The following is a 17,417-nucleotide window of genomic DNA, read 5'->3' as shown; positions in this document are numbered from 1 at the left end:
TCAATCAACCGTTCCCTTCATTATCCTCTTGCTCCCAAAGCAGGTCCAGAGCCATATCCTCGGCCGCTTCCAGCAGAGCGTCAAATTCATCATCCTCCGGCAGGGGTATATGCCGGGCAATCCGATGGTGCAGCGGGGCAAGCACCTGCCGGAGCATATCCCGCATCTCCCCGTCCCGGCCTCCCGCCGTTCCGCGCGATTCCCGGGCCTGCCGGCTGATAGCCAGCAAATCCCCCAGCAAAGTTTCACTATTGCGCAGCGCCTCTTTATCCACCGCTAAGCCGGTGCTGCAGCGAATGGATTCCAACCATACAAAGCTGCCTTCGGGCCCGGCAAAGCGGCAGCGCATTTCCTCCAATATTCCTTCCGGCACACCGTCATACCGCAATGACCGGTGCAGCACACCGCGCCCGGTAAGCTCCAGCCGCGCCACCACCGACCGGCCGTCATGCCGATAACGCAAAACGGCCAGCTGCTCATCAATTCTCTCCAGCAGTTCCTGTTCCGTTGCCAGCCCGTCAATGGGTACCCGCACTTGCTCCCAGCGCACACCGTCCATTGCTAAAAACTCAAGCTTTATCGCGCCGCCGGTGTTCACCCGGACCAGGTAACAGCCCCGGGCACCGGTTTCCCGGGGGTTGCGCCCCTGCGGGTTGCCGGGATAAACTACACAGGGATTTTGTTTACACAACAGCCGGCGGCTGTGCACATGCCCCAATGCCCAGTAATCAAAACCCGCACGCACCAGCTCCTCCAGCCCGCAAGGCGCGTAATTGGCGTGTTCCGCATTTCCTCCCACGTTGCAGTGCAAAACGGCCAAAGCAAAGGGGACGTTTGGCTCGCGCTTAAATAAAGAGGCGTAGTTCTCGTGCACATCCCGCCGGGGGTAACTGATACCGTAGATACGCGCGATTTCCAGCCCCCGGCGCACCACGGGCCGGGCCGCAACCTCACCCGGCGAAAAAAAATAAACGCTGTCCGGCCAGGTAAGCGCAGCCCACCGGCCATCATCATGGTCATGATTGCCGTGGGCCACAAAAACAGGGATGCCCGCCTCGGCCAGTTGTTCCATGGCGTTTTGAAAACGCAGCTGCGCCCGCAGGCTGCGGTCGGCCAGATCATAGATATCGCCTGCCAGCACCAAAAAATCCACCCGGCGGGCCAGGCAGGCCCGCACTATATTGTCAAGAGCCGTAAAGGTACAATCCCGCAGCTGCCGGAGCACATTTTCCCGGGTGGCCGCGTCCGCAAAATCAATTTGGCCGTAACCGCGAAAAGGGCTGTCCAAGTGCAAATCCGCCGCGTGAATAAAAGAAAAACCTTCGTTCATAAAAATCACCCGGTTCTAATCTAAACTTAGTCAACAAATTACCGGCTTTAGCGATATGTCGCCGTATGCATACTAAAAGCAAAGTTGTTTTATGGGTCTTGCAAGGTAACCGGCAGCATCCGGATCCGGTTGAGTTTTCTTCCGAAACCGGTTAAAATGATACCAAAAAAGGGAGAGGAGGACTTATATGCCCGACAAAGTACGTTTCACCATAGCATTTACCATGCTGGCCATTGCCGCCTACATATATATATTTAAAGTGCCGCATTAACCGGCACTTGCAACTCAAAAGCACATAGACCGAACCCTTTTCACCACAGCCCCGTAAATATTCCGCCGTGCTTACCGGACCCGGCAGCGCCGTATAGCCAATTGCCCCAAATTTAAGGACATTCTGTTGTGATATATTTCCCTTACTTATCTTCCCGCCTTTTTAGGATACCCGGTAATATATTGAATAGCCTTGTACAAAGGGCGCAGCTTTCCGTACATGTGCCGGTACACTTTACGGTAAAGCTTATCGTAAATCTCCACCGACCGGGCATGGGGCGCAAAGACCCGGCCCACCGCCGTCATTTCCCGCACCGCTGTTTCCAAATCCGCATGCAGACCGGCACCCAACGCCGCCAGTACGGCGGCGCCCAACCCCGAAGCCTCATAAACCGCGGTCCGGGCAGCCGGCAGGCCGAACACATCGGCGGTAATCTGCATCATTTGATCGCTTTTAGACCCGCCCCCGCACACAAAAAGCTCTCTGATCGGAACTTTAGTGCGTTTTTCAATCCTCTCCCGCCCGTCCCGGACAGCATAGGCCAAACCTTCCAGCAGTGCCCGGTACATGTGGGCTCTGGTATGTACCCCTCCAAAGCCTATCATGGCGCCCTTGGCCTCCGGACCCGGGTATCTGACCCCCGGTGACCAGAAAGGCTGCAGTATCAAACCCATCGAACCGGGGGGCACTTTAGCTACCATTTCCTCCAGCAATTCCTCTGTGCGCACCCCCGCCTGCCGGGCCAGGTTTCGCTCATGCCAGGCGAACTCCTCCTTAAACCAGGATACCATCCAAAAACCGCGGTAAATCTGCACCTCCATGTTATATGCTCCGGGACAGGCGCTGGGATAGGGCGGTATCAGCCGAATGGGTTCAATATATTGCCGCACATTCACATTAATGGTAGCGGTGGTACCGTAGCCGACACAGCCCTGGTGAGCCTCCAAACAACCAGCGCCCAGCACTTCGCAGGCCTTGTCCGAAGCGGCGGCAATTACGGGCAGACCGTGAGGCAGCCCGGTGGCACGGGCCGCCTCCCTGGTTATATTGCCCAGGCGTGTCCCGGGAGACACCAGCTCGGGCAGAATTTCCCGGTCTAACGGAATGGCTTGCCACTTCCAGTTGGAGGGGGCCGCCCATTGCTGCTCGCGAAAGTCAAAGGGCATATAACCCACCTGGCAGCCCGCGGAGTCCACAAAATTACCGGTTAATCTGTATGCAAGATAGCCCGACAGGAAAAGATAATGGGCTGTTTTTTCCCAAATATCAGGCTGGTTCTCCCGCAGCCAATTTACTTCAGCTTCAGCCTGCAAATAATGCAGCGTGTCGAACAGACCCGCCAGGCGAAATAAAATACGCCACGGGCAGCCCAAAGACGGCAGTTGCCCCGCGCGGCGCTGATCCAGCCAGACAATGGCCGGACGCAGTGGGTTTCCCTGTCCGTCAAGATTCACCATAGTTGCCCGCTGAGTAGTGACAGATACCGCGGCTAGCGCATCGGGAGATACCAATCCCGCGCTCCATAATTTGCGGCAGGATTCGGCAAGACACTGCCAGTAATAGCCGGGATCCTGCTCCGCCCACCCGGGCCGGGGCGACCGGTAAGGCAGCGGATAAACAATACTGGCGCTGTCAATCAGTAGTCCCCGGGCATCGAAAGCCAGGACCCGCACACTTTGAGTACCTACGTCGATAGCTAAAACCAATTCTTTTCGCATGCCGTTCAGCTCCCGTTAAAAGTGCGTTAATCGCAAAAAAACCCTTTATTCAAAGTGTCATGCATATTATAATGTGTTAAATAATTAACAAAGCATTTAATACTAATCCTTAATAGAATCATGCAACTTATCATGTAATGAATTATAAACCTTTTAAGGGATAACCGGGTAGTAAAAAATAATATAAAGGAGATGACTTATGAAAACAATTTCGGTGTACGGAATCGCTAAAAACAGCGGCAATACCACCATAGCTGTAGAATTAGCCTTAATCAGCCAGAAAAAAGGGTTTAAGACACTACTGGTAGACTTGGATATTCATACCGGCGACGTAACCAAATGGCTGCAGCTTAACCGGCATCCCAACATTAGTGACTGGTGTGAAGACATTTACCTGGCCAGCAGACAAACGCCCATTATTGACGTAAAATATACCCAGGCCCGGTGGACGCAATTTTTACAAAAGCATTCGTCCGGCCTGGACATTTTGACCACCAGCTCCAATAAAAAACTGCCCGGTTATGGAAACATTTATTATGAAATAAAAATCATCTACAACTCCCTAAAAGCAAGTGACTACGATGTTATTATTTTTGATATGAGCAATATTCCCACCAGCTTCACTTACATGGTATTGGAAGACGTGAATCTGCCCATATTTGTGGTAGATACCTTTAGATACAATCTCAAACTATTGCAGCACTTCATCTGGGATCTCGAATATGTACATTTCCCCCTGGAAAAAATCAAATTACTGTTTAACCGGAAGCCTTCCCCTATCGAGGATATGCCTGAAGCAGTGGCTCAGGAATATAAAATACCCGTGCTAGGCGTATTACCCGAGGTTGACAAAAACAGGGAGATCAGCAGCGAAGATGAATTTAATAAAATCCTCATCGAGTTATTTGACAAATTTACTGCTGTTCATCCATAACCGTTCATTGTGCCTGAACGCCCGGACAACATGCCGGGCGTTCAGGCACAGCCTAATTTTTTCATGGACACCCATGCCGCTTGCATGCCGCTTGCGCGGCGCCATAGAGGATGAAAGAAATGGATAACTCTTTCGTTGGCACGCCAAAATCACATACTTTTCGTTGTAGTGCCTGACCCCAATCCTGCTGCGTACTTGCACCGGCCTACTGCCTGTGCTCTTTAAACCCCTTTGCAAGTGCTGTTATATCTTCCGTTAAATCATTAAGTATTTGCGCAGTGCCGGCAAATTGCTCCATTAAGGACGACTGCTCTTCCGCCGTCGCAGACACATTCTGTATGGCCGAAGAAATTTCTTCCGAGGCCGACGCCACTGCCTTTACATCACCTGCCAAATGCTGCACGGACTCAATAATACTATTAAACGTGTTCTCCACATCATGCACAACTTGTGTACTAGCTGCTACCTGTTCCGCCCCTTGCGTCATAACCTGGAGTACCTTATGGGATTTTTGTTGAGTAGTGTTGATAAGATCATGGATTTCCCTGGCCGCGTTCGCAGATTGTTCAGCCAGTTTCCTCACTTCTTCGGCCACCACGGCAAATCCACGGCCATGTTCCCCGGCCCTGGCCGATTCAATAGCGGCATTGAGCGCCAGCAAGTTGGTTTGGTCGGCAATTTGGGTAATTAATTCAGCAATTTGGGATATCTTAGTAGTCGATTCATGCAATGACTTATTCTCTTCTCCGCTGCTGGACGCCGCATTTTTTATAGCATCCATTTGCTCCAATATGCGTTCAATACCCTCATGGCCTTTTTGGACCTTCACGGCAGTATCATCGGCGGTTTTGGCGATATTTTGAGAATTGGCCGCCACCTGCTGCACGTTGCCGGATACCTGGTCTATTGAGGAAGCTGTCCCTATCGCCCCGGCGGTACTTTGCTCTACATATTGAATAATTTGCTTTGAGGTTTCTTCGATTCTCTCCGCCATAACGTTTAAATTACCGGTAAGATTATCAATAACCAGCCCGAATGCCCTGTTAATATCCTCTATGGTTTTGATTTCCTTGACGTCCTTTATATTGCTGCGAGAAATAAGCAGGTCCAAATCACCCATGATCGTTTTCATTGGGTCAATAAGCTGCTTGTAATTTTTAGTACTAATGCCTATGCCAATTAATGACGCGCCTATGCCGCCAAATATCAAAGCACCGATCACCGTACTAAAACAAGTAAAAGCAACAAAACCTATAATCGCGCCACCCGGCATGGCTAAAATAGCAGTTCTGAGTATGTATCTAGTCAGCGTTAATTTCTTAATGTTCATCGGTTTACTCCTCCTCTCCCTTGGAACCATGTAAGTATCCAGGCGAACATAATACCCGCCGAATTACCGCGCCATTCTATTAATTCAGTCAATACATCTTATCTATTTGCATTACTTTTAAACCTCCTTTTCGACAACGATGTCGCTGTACTCCCCTTAAATCCGCCGGCGCCTGGTCATATCCTTACAGTGCCGCCTCCATAGCTGTTACATTTAATATGCCGCGACCATCTGACCTTTTCCCTGCTTTACGACACCAGTCCCTTAACCTGTCAAAAAAAATGTATCTTTTTGTTAATGTAGGAAATATGGTGTATAATTTTCTATTGTGATTTATTTTTCTCCTGCAAGTATTTAAATTTTTTAAAAATATTTTGTATAATAATATTTACAAAAGTTTTTATCCCCCCAAAAAAACACCCGGGATCCTCCTTATTGAGAAGTCCCGGGACATTTAAAATTACCGTCTTTAGGCTAACCGTTCTCACTTTCCGGGTTCTCTTCTTCCACCGGTGGCGGCGGCTGTTCCGTTTCCACCGGCGCAATACGCACCGTAACATGCACACGGTCGGGCCGTACCGATACAGCCCCGTCCGGCAGCATAAGCACAACTTCTTTTTCCACATTTTCAGCGGCACCGGAGATATCGACCGCCATAGTGTTCACCGAGATAAGGCTGTCAAGCACTTGCTGCGGCCCGGTCACCTGTACAAAAGCAGGCTGCACCAGAGGATCACCCGCCGCATACCCCTCCGCCGGTTCACCGGTAAGCTTAACGCGTACAGGCAATTCACCGGCAGGCAATGACGCCACCGGCACAGTCACCGAAACCCGGCCGGGACTGACGGTTACGCCCTTAACACCTGTTTGTACGGCCACATCCCGTACTAAAGTGTCAGCCGCTCCGGAAACATCCACCGTAACGCCGATACGGTTAATTTCGGCCAACAGCTTACTGGGTCCGTGTAAAGTTACTACCGGCGGTTTTAAAACAGGCTCGCCTTTTTGCAGTCCATGCGAGACTTTCCCTTTCAGGTTAAGCGCTACCGGTACGTTCTTTTCTGTTATCCTGTCCGCCAGAACCCGAACCGCCTGAGGCGTTACCTGCAGCACCTCCACACCCGGAGGTGCGGTAACCTGTACGGGCAGCTCCCGCTCACCCTCTGTAATACCCAAAAGGCTTACCCGGGCGGTGAAATCACCCGCCCCCAGGGTAGCGCCAATGCTTTTGGGGCTTTGCACCTTAATATATATTTTTTCCGGCACTCCGCTTGTCACATAACCTGTTGGCTTTCCCTGTACCGTTAGGGGAATATGGTAGGTGCGGTTGATTACCGGGTTTTGCTCATTAGTCACATATACCCAGAGCACCAAAGCCATAAAAACAGCCAGTATCCTTATGGAATTATCCCGCCAGCGAAAAGCCATCGGCATATCACCTCCTCTGCCACAGTGAAGACAGAGCACTGCGTGTGGTGGCAGGTTGTAAAAACTTAATCAGCAGCTCACGCAATCCCGCCTCATTCAAACGCCGGTAAAGGGTTCCTTCCAGGGCCATGGATACATTGCCCGTTTCTTCCGATACCACCACCGTCGGAGCGTCCGATTGCTCCGTCAATCCCACGGCGGCCCGGTGCCTGGTGCCCAGCTCCCTGCTTAATTCCCTGCTTTCGGATAACGGCAAAACGCAGGCCGCGGCGACAAGCCTGTCTCCCCGGATAATGGCGGCTCCGTCGTGCAGCGGCGACTTGGTGATAAAAATGTTCATCAGCAGCTCCGCTGATACCATACCGTCTATCTTGACACCCGTATCCGCAAATTCCTGCAGGCCTATGGTGCGTTCCAGTACAATCAGCGCCCCGGTTCTGGTAGCGGACATATTAAGGGCCGCCCGCACCACCTCATTAATTAAGGCACTCCGATCACCTTCGGCCATCTGAGTCAGCGGACGGGCAAAGAAGTCGCCGCCGCCCAGCTTTTCCAGAGCACGGCGCAGCTCCGGCTGAAATACAATGGGCAGCGCCACAAACAGGCCTGTCATAGTATATCTAAGCAACCAATGCACGGTGTTCAAATTAAGCAGACTGCTCACCGCGGTGGCTACGAGCAGAACCACCAAACCTTTAATCAATTGCACAGCCCGTGTGCCTTGGATAAGCATAATTAAACGATAAAGTACAAAGGCCACGATTAAAATATCAATAATACTGACTATATTAAACAAGTCCAAATTAAGACTGAGGTTATCTTTCAGCACCCTGAGGTATTCCATCCTTTGCCTCCATAAATACACTTTACTTATAATATTTTAACACATGGCCTGCAACGAAAACGAGTGCTGTTACTATTTACTATTTTTTAACGAGTCCTCCACCGCCAGCATTGCCGCCCGGTATACACTTTGTACCGGCACACTGTGCTCTTGAGCTCTGGCCCGGCAGTCCTCGAACTCCGGGGCGTACCTCAGCGGCTGTTCCCCGGGTTCTTCCAGAGCCAGTTTAACCCGCACCGCACCATAGTCAGTCTGCGCCGTGAGAAAATCCCGGTGCAGGCAAATGCGCCGTTCAGTACGCAAGCGCACCCCCAGAGTAGATGTTTCCGAGTAAATAATTTTTAAAAGAACGTCTTGCCTGTCCTCCCTGGCCAGCACCGTAAGCATAGTCCCGGGCCGCCCCTTCTTCATAATAATGGGCTGCAAGTAAGCGTCCAAGGCGCCGGCCTCCAACAGCCGGTCCACCAGATATGGAAAAAATTCCGAGTTCATATCGTCAACAGCGGTTTCCATAACCAGCACTTCTTCAGAATAAACCATTTTCGCACCCTCTTATGCTTCTATAATTATATGGTAAATAAAAAACGGCAATACATTACCATAACCTATTTTAAGAGGCCAGGCATGATTGCCGGAGCTTGCTTAAACCCGCAATATTTCATTTAAGCTGCCGCTTCTTAGGCCGTGCAGGTCTAAAGTTATGTATTGAAACCCCAGGCCTCTCAGGCAGCTTTGCACCCGGGACAGCATTTGCCCGTCCAATAAATCAGCCATTTTATCGGCGGGTATTTCAATGCGGGCCAAACAGTCGTGATGCCGCAGCCGCACCTCGGGGAAACCGGCATCCTTTAAGAAACTTTCCGCATACTCAATTTGCCGCAGTTTTGCATATGTAATCGGACTGCCGTAAGGAATGCGCGAGCATAAACACGGTGAGGAGGGTTTGTTCCAGGTGGGCAGTCCCCGCTCTCCGGACAACTGCCTGATTTCTTGCTTGGTAAAGCAAACGCTCTGCAAAGGGCTTAGCACATGCAATTCCCGCACCGCTTGCCCGCCGGGGCGATAATCACGCGAGTCATCGGCGTTGGAGCCTTCAGCCACGGCGTCCAGGCCTTCTTGTTCGGCCAGTGCCAGTAATGCGGCTAAAATAGTACCCTTACAAATGTAACACCGGCCGGGCGGGTTGGCACAGAAATCGGCATTATCCAACAAACCGCTGTCCCGTATAACCTCCAGCCGGCAATTAAAGTGGGCGGCCAGTTCCCGCACTTCAATTAATTCGTTTTCCTCATGAAAGGGAGCATGGAAATTAACCGCCAGCACATTGTCCGCTCCAAGTACGTCGATAGCCGCATCAAGGAGAAAGGTACTGTCCGCCCCGCCGGAGAAGGCTACCAGCATGCTTTTAAAGGCCCGCAAATGGTCCTTCAACTGTCGGTATTTTTGCATCGTCAAGTTCTTTACCTCCGGCCCGGAAGACAAATTCCGGTCATCTCATTAGCATTTACCGCGGAAAACCCCGGTAATCATTTTTTTGGTATCCAATTCATCCTTATTCCGCTGTCGCAACAAACCATAGGCGATACTATCCACCAAAGCTTCCCAGCTGGCCTCGATAATATTGGGACTTACCCCTACCGTACCCCAGGAACAGTGTCCGTCTCCGGTTTCCACCAGTACCCGCACCACGGCTCCGGTGCCGTCCTTTTCATCCAGCACCCGCACTTTATAGTCGTTAAGCTGCATACCGGAAATTTCCGGGTAAAAACCCTCCAGGGCCTTGCGCAGCGCATTGTCCAGGGCGTTAACCGGGCCGTTGCCCTCGGCGGCGGTATGCACCACCTGACCGTTGACATTAATCTTGATAATGGCCTCGGAATAAACGCTGCCGTCACGCACTTCGATCAAAATTTTTAGGTTCTCCAGCGAGAACGGCTCCTGATAACCGTGGAAGGCCTTGCGCAGGCGCAGTTCAAACGAACCCTCGGCGCCTTCAAATTGATAGCCCTGATTTTCCAGCTCTTTTAACTCCTCCAGCAGCCTGCGGTTTTCCTCTTTGTCCAAACCCAGCCCCAAATCCAGCTCCTGGTACTTATACTGCAAGTTGCTTAAGCCGCTCTGGTCGGAAACCAGCACCCGGCGCCGATTGCCCACCATTTCGGGCTCAATGTGCTCGTAGGTGTGAGGATTTTTCAACAGCGCGTTAACATGCACCCCGGCTTTGTGGGCAAAGGCACTGCCCCCCACATAGGGCTGGTTATCCATAGGGTGCATATTGGCTAACTCACTGACAAACCGGGACAGCTCCGTCAGCTCGGCCAGGCTTTGCCCGGGTATGCTGGGCAGCCGGCATTTAAAGGCCAGATTGGGTATAATGGAGCACAGGTTGGCATTGCCGCAGCGCTCGCCATAACCGTTAATGGTGCCCTGCACCTGGATCGCCCCGGCCTGCACGGCGGCCAGTGAGTTGGCCACGGCCAGTTCGCCGTCGTTATGACAGTGCACCCCTAAAGGCACGTCTAAAACCCGGCCGGCCGCCGATACCATATCATAAATTTCATTGGGCAGCCGTCCGCCATTGGTATCGCAAAGGATAATCCGGGCGGCGCCCCCGTTTTTAGCCGCCTGTAATGTGGCCAAAGCATATTCCTGATTTGCCGCAAAGCCGTCAAAAAAATGTTCGGCATCATAAAATACTTCCATGCCTTGCTGTTTTAAATAAGCCACCGATTCTTGAATCATGTTTAGATTATCTTCTAAAGTAGTCAGCAAAGCATGATGGACATGAAAGTCCCATGTTTTGCCAAATACTGTGGCCACCGGTACATTGGAACGGACAATTTGCTGCAAATTTTCATCTCGGTCAGCGGCCATACCAGATTTTCTGGTGCTGCCAAAAGCACAGATGCGGGCATTTTTCAGCCGGTGTTCCTTAATCAGTTCAAAAAAACGCAAATCTTTGGGATTGGAACCCGGCCAGCCCCCCTCAATATAATGAAAGCCCAGTTCATCCAGTCTGAGGGCTATTTTAACTTTATCCTTAGCGGACAAGGAAATACCCTCTCCCTGGTTCCCGTCCCGCAAGGTCGTATCATATATTTCCACTCTTGGCAAGTCTATCTCCGTTCCTTTCCTGAAAAAAGTTTACCGCCGGCCCGGGAAGGAAACAATCACCTGTTTTTTCGACCCGGGATTTCCCGCGGGTTCAGACCAGCCGTTGTTATAGTTTAAAGTGGGTGTTCGAAAAGGCAGGCTCCGGTGCCGGGTGCTAAAATGTTGAAAATCTTAGATTTTCAACATTTCAACACCCGGCACCTATCAACAAGTTTAAGAAAGTTTAAGCCTGACCCCAATTAGCTCGGCCATCTCCACTGTGCCTACCTGCCGCATACCGGGCTGCATAATGTCGGCGGTGCGGTAACCTTCGTCCAGTACGCCGGCTACGGCCTGTTCCACCAGCTCGGCGGCCTGTGGCAGGTTAAAGGAGTGGCGCAGCATCATAGCCACCGAAAGGATAGTGGCTATGGGGTTGGCCAGGTTTTGTCCCGCTATGTCCGGGGCGGAGCCGTGTATGGGTTCATACAGCCCCACTTTACCGCCCAGGCTGGCCGAGGGCAGCATGCCGATGGAACCGGTCAATTGTGAAGCCTGATCGCTTAATATATCGCCAAACATGTTCTCGGTAAGCAGCACGTCGAATTGTTTGGGATAGCGCACCAGTTGCATGGCACAGTTGTCTACCAGTATGTGGTCAAGTTCCACATCGGGATATTCCCCGGCCAGGCCGGATACGACCTCCCGCCACAAACGCGAGCTTTCCAGCACATTGGCTTTATCCACCGAAGTAAGTTTGCCGGTCCTTTTACGGGCCAGTTCAAAAGCCACCCGGGCCACCCGCTCAATTTCCCCGGTGGTGTACTCTAATGTCTCGACCACCTTGACACCGCCTTCCGGCAGCGTTTCCCGGTGTTTGGAGCCAAAATAGATACCTCCGGTAAGTTCCCGCACCACCATTATATCAAGTCCGTCCACAACTTCCCGTTTCAGGGTGCTGGCATCAGCCAGGGCCGGGAAAACAATCGACGGGCGCAGGTTGGCGAATACCTCCAGATTTTTGCGCAGGGGCAGCAGCGCACCCACCTCGGGGCGCTGCTGCACGGGCAGATGATCCCACTTGGGACCGCCCACCGCTCCCAGCAGCACGGCATCCCCGGCAAGGCAAAGCTTAAGTGTTTCTTCAGGCAGCGGGGTGCCTGTTTTATCGTAAGCATTGCCGCCAAATGGGGCCTCCCGCGTCACAAACTCCTCACCGGTGTGCTCTTGCACCGCCTGCAACACCTGCACGGCCCCGGCGACCACCTCCGGCCCGATACCGTCTCCGGGCAATAACGTGATAGTATACATTTTTATTTCACTCCTTGTTCCGCTCCCCGCAGTCTTTCCGATACATAGCCGATCAGCCCTCCGGCGGCAATGATTTGCTGCATAAACTCGGGCACCGGGGTAGCCTGGTAGGTTTCGTTTTTAGTCAGGTTTTTAATCAAACCTTGCGCCGAATCCACGGTTAGCGCATCGCCTTCCCGGATGGCCAGGGCCGCCTCGGGACACTCAAATATAGGCAATCCGATATTAAAGGCGTTGCGGTAGAATATCCGGGCAAAGGATTTGGCGATTACACAGCTTACCCCGGCCGCCTTAATGGCTATGGGGGCGTGTTCCCGGGAACTGCCGCAGCCGAAGTTCTTATCGGCCACAATTATGTCGCCCGGCTGTACTTTGCCGGGAAACCCCGGATCGGCATCCTCCATGCAGTGTTTGGCCAGCTCGGCCGGATCGGAGGTATTTAAGTACCGGGCCGGTATGATGGCATCGGTATCCACATCAGCGCCGAATTTCCATGTCTTGCCTTGCAGCAGCATATTATTCCACCTCCCACGGGGCGGCAATACGGCCCAGCACCGCCGAGGCGGCCGCCACTGCCGGGTTGCACAGATATACTTCACTTTCCGGATGGCCCATCCGGCCGACAAAATTGCGGTTGGTGGTAGCCAGGGCCCGCTCGCCTTTGGCCAAAATGCCCATGTGCCCGCCCAGGCAGGGCCCGCAGGTGGGCGTGCTCACCGCCGCGCCGGCCTCGATAAACTGTTCCACCAGCCCTTCCCGCAGCGCCTGCATGTAAATATCCTGGGTGCCGGGAATAACCAGCAGCCGCAAATTATTATTTACCCGGCGCCCTTTAAGCACCTCGGCGGCCAGCTGCAAATCCGACAGGCGGCCGTTGGTGCAGGACCCGATGACCACCTGGTCGATGATTACATCGGCGGCCTCGCTTACCGGGCGCGTATTTTCGGGCAGGTGGGGAAAAGCTATCTGGGGTTCCAGCTTGCTGACGTCAATTTCGATAACTTGAGCATACCGGGCATCCGCATCGCTTTGATAAAACTTATAGGGCCGTTTGGCCCGACCTTCAACATAGCGGCGGGTTATCTCATCCGGGGGCACAATACCGTTTTTAGCCCCGGCCTCCACAGCCATATTGGCCATAGTCAGCCGCCCTTCGATACCCAAAGTCTCAACAGCCGGGCCGGCAAATTCCATAGCCATGTACAGCGCCCCGTCAACGCCTATCCGGCCGATAGTATACAGTATCAAGTCTTTACCGCCCACCCAGCGGGGCAGTTCGCCATTATAAACAAATTTAATGCTTTCGGGCACCTTGAGCCAGGTTTCCCCCAGAGCCATGGCCGCAGCCAGATCAGTGCTGCCCACCCCGGTGGAAAATGCCCCCAGGGCACCATAGGTGCAGGTATGGCTGTCGGCGCCGATAACCAGATCGCCGGGTCCCACCAGCCCCTGCTCGGGCAGCAGGCAGTGCTCAACGCCCATGCGGCCCACTTCGTAAAAATGGGTCAGGTTATGCTTGCGGACAAATTCCCTTAATCCTTTAACCTGCTCCGCCGACTTGATATCCTTGTTGGGCACGAAATGGTCGGGTACAATTACCACCCGCTCCCGGTCCCAAACTGTCTTAACGCCTATTCTTTCAAATTCACGGACGGCTACGGGGGCGGTGATATCATTACCCAGAGCCAGATCAACCTTAACATTAATCAGCTGCCCGGGCTCCACCCGGTCCATCCCGGCATGAGCGGCCAGTATCTTTTCGGTGATGGTCATGGCCATCATTTGTCACCCCCATTTTAATCACAGTGATTATCTTTTTCGTAAATCATTTTATTGACTGCGTTGACATAAGCCCGGGCACTGGCTTCCAGCACGTCGGTACTGATGCCCCGGCCCATGTACAGCTTTTCGTGATTGTTCTCGGCTATACGCAAAGTAACTTCGCCCAGAGCGTCCTTACCGGCGGTGATGGCGTTAATGCCCCAGCTGGCCAGCCGGCAGCTGTAGCCCGTTATTTTGTCCACCGCCTTGCAGATAGCGTCCACCGGGCCATTACCGCAGCAGGCCGCCTCCTCCAGCATTTCTTCGCCCCTGGCCAAGCCGACCGTGGCTGTGGGCACCACCGTGGTGCCGCTGCTGATATGCAAGTAGGACAGTTCATAGACAGCCGGCACTTTGCGAATCTCGTTTTCTACAATGGCCTCAATATCCTGGTCGGTGATTTCCTTCTTACGGTCGGCCAAATCCTTGAAACGGGCAAAAGCTTTATTCAGCTCATCTTCATTTAATACGAAGCCCAATTCCACCAGCCGGGAGCGGAAAGCGTGCCGCCCGCTGTGCTTGCCCAGCACCAAATTGCTGTGGGACAGGCCCACCATGGCCGGGTTCATAATTTCATAGGTGGTGCGCTCTTTCAAAACCCCGTCCTGGTGAATGCCCGATTCGTGAGCAAAGGCGTTCTTGCCCACCACCGCCTTATTGGGCTGAATATCCATGCCGGTGAGTTTGCTCACCAGCTTGCTGGTGCGGTATATTTCTTCGGTATTGACGGCCGTTTCCAGACCGTACCGGTCACGCCTGGTATATAAAGCCATGACAAATTCCTCGATAGAAGCGTTGCCCGCCCTTTCCCCGATACCGTTGATGGCCCCTTCCACTTGCCTGGCTCCGGCCAGCACCGCCGCCAGGGAATTGGACACGGCCAAGCCCAGGTCATCATGGCAGTGCACGCTGACGATGGCTCTTTCAATGCCTTTGGTGCGGGTCATAATACTGCGGATAAACTCGGCATATTCATCCGGAGTGGTGTAGCCCACGGTGTCGGGTATATTAACGGTGGTTGCTCCCGCCCCAATGACCGCCTCCAACACCCGGCATAAAAAATCCAAATCACTGCGGGAAGCGTCCTCGGCGGAAAACTCAACGTCGGCAGTATAGCTTTTGGCACGCTTTACCCCCGCCACGGCGGCCTCCAGCACTTGTTCCCTGTTCATACGCAGCTTGTGCTTGAGATGAATATCCGAAGTGGCGATAAAAGTGTGGATACGCGCCTGATCGGCCTGTTTGACGGCCTCCCAGGCCCGGTCGATATCGGCAAAATTGGGACGGGCCAGCCCGGCCACGGTTACCCCCCGCACCTCCCGGGCAATGCTTTTTACGGCTTCAAAATCACCCTGAGAGGTGATGGGAAAACCCGCCTCAATAATATCCACACCCAGCCGGGCCAGTTGTTTGGCAATCTCCAACTTTTCGCTGACATTTAAACTCACCCCCGGGGATTGCTCCCCGTCACGCAGAGTAGTGTCAAAAATATACACCCGGTTGTTCATGCGGATCCCCCCATATCAACAATCAATAGCTTCAGTGATGGATTTACCGGCCAGCACCATGGGACTGACATTTTCCTCGGCGCTAACCAGACAATTAATCAAAACCGCCCCCGGCTCAGCCAGGGCCCGGGGCAGCAGTTCGTCCACTTCCTCCTTGGTGCGCATGGTATATCCTTTAATTCCGTATGCCCGGGCCAGCGTTTCAAAGTCCGGATGGAACCGGAAATCCACGGCCATGTACCGGCCCTGGCAATAAACCTTTTGCAGCTGGCGCACCATGCCCAGCACATAATTGTTTAAAATAATCATCTTCAGGGGCAGCTTCTGTTCCACAATGGTGGCCAGTTCCTGCATGGTCATCTGGAACCCCCCGTCACCCACCACCAGAATCACCTGTTCGCCGGGCAAGCCCACTTGGGCGCCCATGGCTGCAGGCAGCCCGAACCCCATGGTGCCGAGACCCCCGGAGGAAATTAAACCGCCGACGCGTTTAAACCGGTAGAATTGAGCCACCCACATTTGGTGCTGACCTACATCGGTGGCCACCACGGCATTGCCCCCGGTAATCTCGTCCAGCTTCTCCACCACGTATTGGGGCTTAAGCTCACTGCAGCCGGCATCGTAGAACAGCGGATATTCCTTCTGCCACGCCTGGATCTGCTCCAGCCACCGGGTATCGGTTCTTTTTTTCAGCCGGGGCAGCAGTTCCTGCAGTACCTGTTTCACATCGCCCACAATGGGCACGTGCACCGGTATGTTCTTGCCTATTTCCGCCGGGTCGATATCCACGTGAATGACTCCGGCCCGGGGCGCGAACTCGGCAACCTTGCCGGTCACCCGGTCGTCAAACCGGGCACCCAGGGCAATCAGCAAATCGCAGTTGGTTACCGCCAGGTTGGCGGATCGTTTGCCATGCAGCCCCAGCATGCCCAGAAACAGCGGGTGATCACCGGGAAAGCTGCTCAGGCCCATGAAGGTATTGGTGACCGGCGCATTGATGGTCTCAGCCAGAGCCAGCAGCTCCGCGCTGGACCGGCTGCCTAATATGCCGCCCCCGGCGTAAATCACCGGCCTTTCGGCCCGGCCGATCAGCCGGGCCGCCTCGGCAATCTGATGGGGATGGCCGCGAAAAGTAGGCCTGTAGCCGCGCAGCTGCACTGTTTCAGGATATTGAAATTTAATCATGGCCTGGGCCACGTCCTTGGGCAGGTCGATCAGCACCGGACCGGGCCGCCCGGTGGCGGCAATGTGAAACGCGTTTTTAATGATCCGGGGCAGTTGGGCGGCATCCTTAACCAGGTAATTATGTTTGGTTACCGGTATAGTAATGCCGGTGATATCCACTTCCTGAAAAGCATCGGTACCCACCTGGTTGGTGGGCACCTGGCCGGTGAAAAGAACCAGGGGTATGGAGTCCATGTATGCATTGGCTATACCGGTGACCAGATTGGTGGCCCCGGGTCCCGAGGTGGCCATCACCACGCCCACTCGCCCGGTAGCCCGGGCATACCCGTCAGCCGCGTGCACCGCCCCCTGTTCATGCCGCACCAGCACATGCCGGATGGGCGAATCATATAGGGCATCGTACAACGGCAGGGTGGCGCCACCGGGATAGCCGAATATCACTTCCACTTGTTCTTTTTCCAGGCACTGCACCAGGGCTTGGGCAGCCGTTATTTCCATGGCGAGTCCCCCTCAAAACATATTCTCTCGATACTATAGCGCATTATATCATCCAAGCTCTTTATCCAATTCCAAGACTCCCACTTTTATAAGCGAAAGTTCTTATTTTTACTTTAGATGGGGCTAAAACCCCATCTAAAGTCCCG

14 protein-coding genes are annotated in these 17,417 nt (G+C 53.3%); 1 reads left to right on the top strand and 13 read right to left on the bottom strand.

What is annotated here, in order from left to right:
• Positions 1-4: 4 nt before the first annotated feature.
• Positions 5-1,330 (bottom strand): DNA repair exonuclease, encoded by a 1,326-nt coding sequence (locus tag ABDB91_RS02715; RefSeq protein ID WP_347490098.1) that lies wholly within the window; start codon positions 1,328-1,330, stop codon positions 5-7.
• Positions 1,331-1,747: 417 nt separating this feature from the next.
• A complete protein-coding gene (locus ABDB91_RS02710; RefSeq protein WP_347490097.1) occupies positions 1,748-3,319 on the bottom strand; it encodes an FGGY-family carbohydrate kinase in 1,572 nt (523 codons plus the stop codon).
• Positions 3,320-3,518: 199 nt separating this feature from the next.
• Here ABDB91_RS02710 and ABDB91_RS02705 point away from each other — a divergent pair, with 199 nt between their 5' ends.
• Complete coding sequence (locus ABDB91_RS02705; RefSeq protein WP_347490096.1) at positions 3,519-4,253, top strand: hypothetical protein; 735 nt, start codon at positions 3,519-3,521, stop codon at positions 4,251-4,253.
• 205 nt (positions 4,254-4,458) lie between these two features.
• Here ABDB91_RS02705 and ABDB91_RS02700 read toward each other — a convergent pair whose 3' ends face one another.
• The 11 genes from ABDB91_RS02700 to ilvB all read right to left on the bottom strand — a co-directional run bounded on the left by ABDB91_RS02700 (position 4,459) and on the right by ilvB (position 17,271).
• Complete coding sequence (locus ABDB91_RS02700; RefSeq protein ID WP_347490095.1) at positions 4,459-5,583, bottom strand: methyl-accepting chemotaxis protein; 1,125 nt, start codon at positions 5,581-5,583, stop codon at positions 4,459-4,461.
• Between the two features lie 474 nt (positions 5,584-6,057).
• Positions 6,058-7,011: a CdaR family protein gene (locus ABDB91_RS02695; protein WP_347490094.1), complete on the bottom strand. Its 954-nt coding sequence runs from the start codon at positions 7,009-7,011 to the stop codon at positions 6,058-6,060.
• A 7-nt stretch (positions 7,012-7,018) separates the two neighbouring features.
• Positions 7,019-7,855, bottom strand: coding sequence for a diadenylate cyclase CdaA (gene cdaA / locus ABDB91_RS02690; RefSeq protein ID WP_347490092.1), 837 nt, complete (start codon positions 7,853-7,855; stop codon positions 7,019-7,021).
• A 72-nt stretch (positions 7,856-7,927) separates the two neighbouring features.
• The gene (larC, locus tag ABDB91_RS02685; RefSeq protein WP_347490090.1) at positions 7,928-8,395 is read right to left on the bottom strand and encodes a nickel insertion protein; all 468 of its coding nucleotides are present in this window, start codon (positions 8,393-8,395) and stop codon (positions 7,928-7,930) included.
• Between the two features lie 102 nt (positions 8,396-8,497).
• Complete coding sequence (gene larE / locus ABDB91_RS02680; RefSeq protein WP_347491509.1) at positions 8,498-9,304, bottom strand: ATP-dependent sacrificial sulfur transferase LarE; 807 nt, start codon at positions 9,302-9,304, stop codon at positions 8,498-8,500.
• Positions 9,305-9,352: 48 nt separating this feature from the next.
• Entirely contained in the window at positions 9,353-10,969 is a 1,617-nt protein-coding gene (gene cimA / locus ABDB91_RS02675; protein ID WP_347490088.1) for a citramalate synthase, read from the bottom strand.
• Between the two features lie 213 nt (positions 10,970-11,182).
• Positions 11,183-12,259, bottom strand: a complete 1,077-nt coding sequence (gene leuB, locus ABDB91_RS02670; protein ID WP_347490087.1) for a 3-isopropylmalate dehydrogenase — start codon at positions 12,257-12,259, stop codon at positions 11,183-11,185.
• A 2-nt stretch (positions 12,260-12,261) separates the two neighbouring features.
• Positions 12,262-12,774, bottom strand: coding sequence for a 3-isopropylmalate dehydratase small subunit (leuD, locus tag ABDB91_RS02665; protein WP_347490086.1), 513 nt, complete (start codon positions 12,772-12,774; stop codon positions 12,262-12,264).
• A gap of 1 nt (position 12,775) precedes the next feature.
• Positions 12,776-14,038, bottom strand: coding sequence for a 3-isopropylmalate dehydratase large subunit (gene leuC / locus ABDB91_RS02660; RefSeq protein WP_347491508.1), 1,263 nt, complete (start codon positions 14,036-14,038; stop codon positions 12,776-12,778).
• 17 nt (positions 14,039-14,055) lie between these two features.
• Entirely contained in the window at positions 14,056-15,588 is a 1,533-nt protein-coding gene (locus ABDB91_RS02655) for a 2-isopropylmalate synthase (RefSeq protein WP_347490085.1), read from the bottom strand.
• A gap of 15 nt (positions 15,589-15,603) precedes the next feature.
• Positions 15,604-17,271, bottom strand: a complete 1,668-nt coding sequence (gene ilvB, locus ABDB91_RS02650; RefSeq protein WP_347490084.1) for a biosynthetic-type acetolactate synthase large subunit — start codon at positions 17,269-17,271, stop codon at positions 15,604-15,606.
• Positions 17,272-17,417 lie beyond the last annotated feature (146 nt).

The sequence above is a fragment of the Desulfoscipio sp. XC116 genome (genome assembly GCF_039851975.1).
Lineage (GTDB): Bacteria > Bacillota > Desulfotomaculia > Desulfotomaculales > Desulfallaceae > Sporotomaculum.
The sequence above is the reverse complement of the archived record's forward strand: the minus strand, read 5'-3'. Positions and strand labels throughout refer to the sequence as shown.

Bases quoted from the DNA above. Each gene is read 5' to 3' on its own strand.
- ABDB91_RS02695 (WP_347490094.1), bottom strand. From the start codon at position 7,011: ATGGCTTTTCGCTGGCGGGATAATTCCATAAGGATACTGGCTGTTTTT.
- ABDB91_RS02700 (WP_347490095.1), bottom strand. From the start codon at position 5,583: ATGAACATTAAGAAATTAACGCTGACTAGATACATACTCAGAACTGCT.
- ABDB91_RS02655 (WP_347490085.1), bottom strand. From the start codon at position 15,588: ATGAACAACCGGGTGTATATTTTTGACACTACTCTGCGTGACGGGGAG.
- leuD (WP_347490086.1), bottom strand. From the start codon at position 12,774: ATGCTGCTGCAAGGCAAGACATGGAAATTCGGCGCTGATGTGGATACC.
- ilvB (WP_347490084.1), bottom strand. From the start codon at position 17,271: ATGGAAATAACGGCTGCCCAAGCCCTGGTGCAGTGCCTGGAAAAAGAA.
- ABDB91_RS02710 (WP_347490097.1), bottom strand. From the start codon at position 3,319: ATGCGAAAAGAATTGGTTTTAGCTATCGACGTAGGTACTCAAAGTGTG.
- leuB (WP_347490087.1), bottom strand. From the start codon at position 12,259: ATGTATACTATCACGTTATTGCCCGGAGACGGTATCGGGCCGGAGGTG.
- leuC (WP_347491508.1), bottom strand. From the start codon at position 14,038: ATGGCCATGACCATCACCGAAAAGATACTGGCCGCTCATGCCGGGATG.
- ABDB91_RS02705 (WP_347490096.1), top strand. From the start codon at position 3,519: ATGAAAACAATTTCGGTGTACGGAATCGCTAAAAACAGCGGCAATACC.
- larC (WP_347490090.1), bottom strand. From the start codon at position 8,395: ATGGTTTATTCTGAAGAAGTGCTGGTTATGGAAACCGCTGTTGACGAT.
- cdaA (WP_347490092.1), bottom strand. From the start codon at position 7,855: ATGGAATACCTCAGGGTGCTGAAAGATAACCTCAGTCTTAATTTGGAC.
- ABDB91_RS02715 (WP_347490098.1), bottom strand. From the start codon at position 1,330: ATGAACGAAGGTTTTTCTTTTATTCACGCGGCGGATTTGCACTTGGAC.
- larE (WP_347491509.1), bottom strand. From the start codon at position 9,304: ATGCAAAAATACCGACAGTTGAAGGACCATTTGCGGGCCTTTAAAAGC.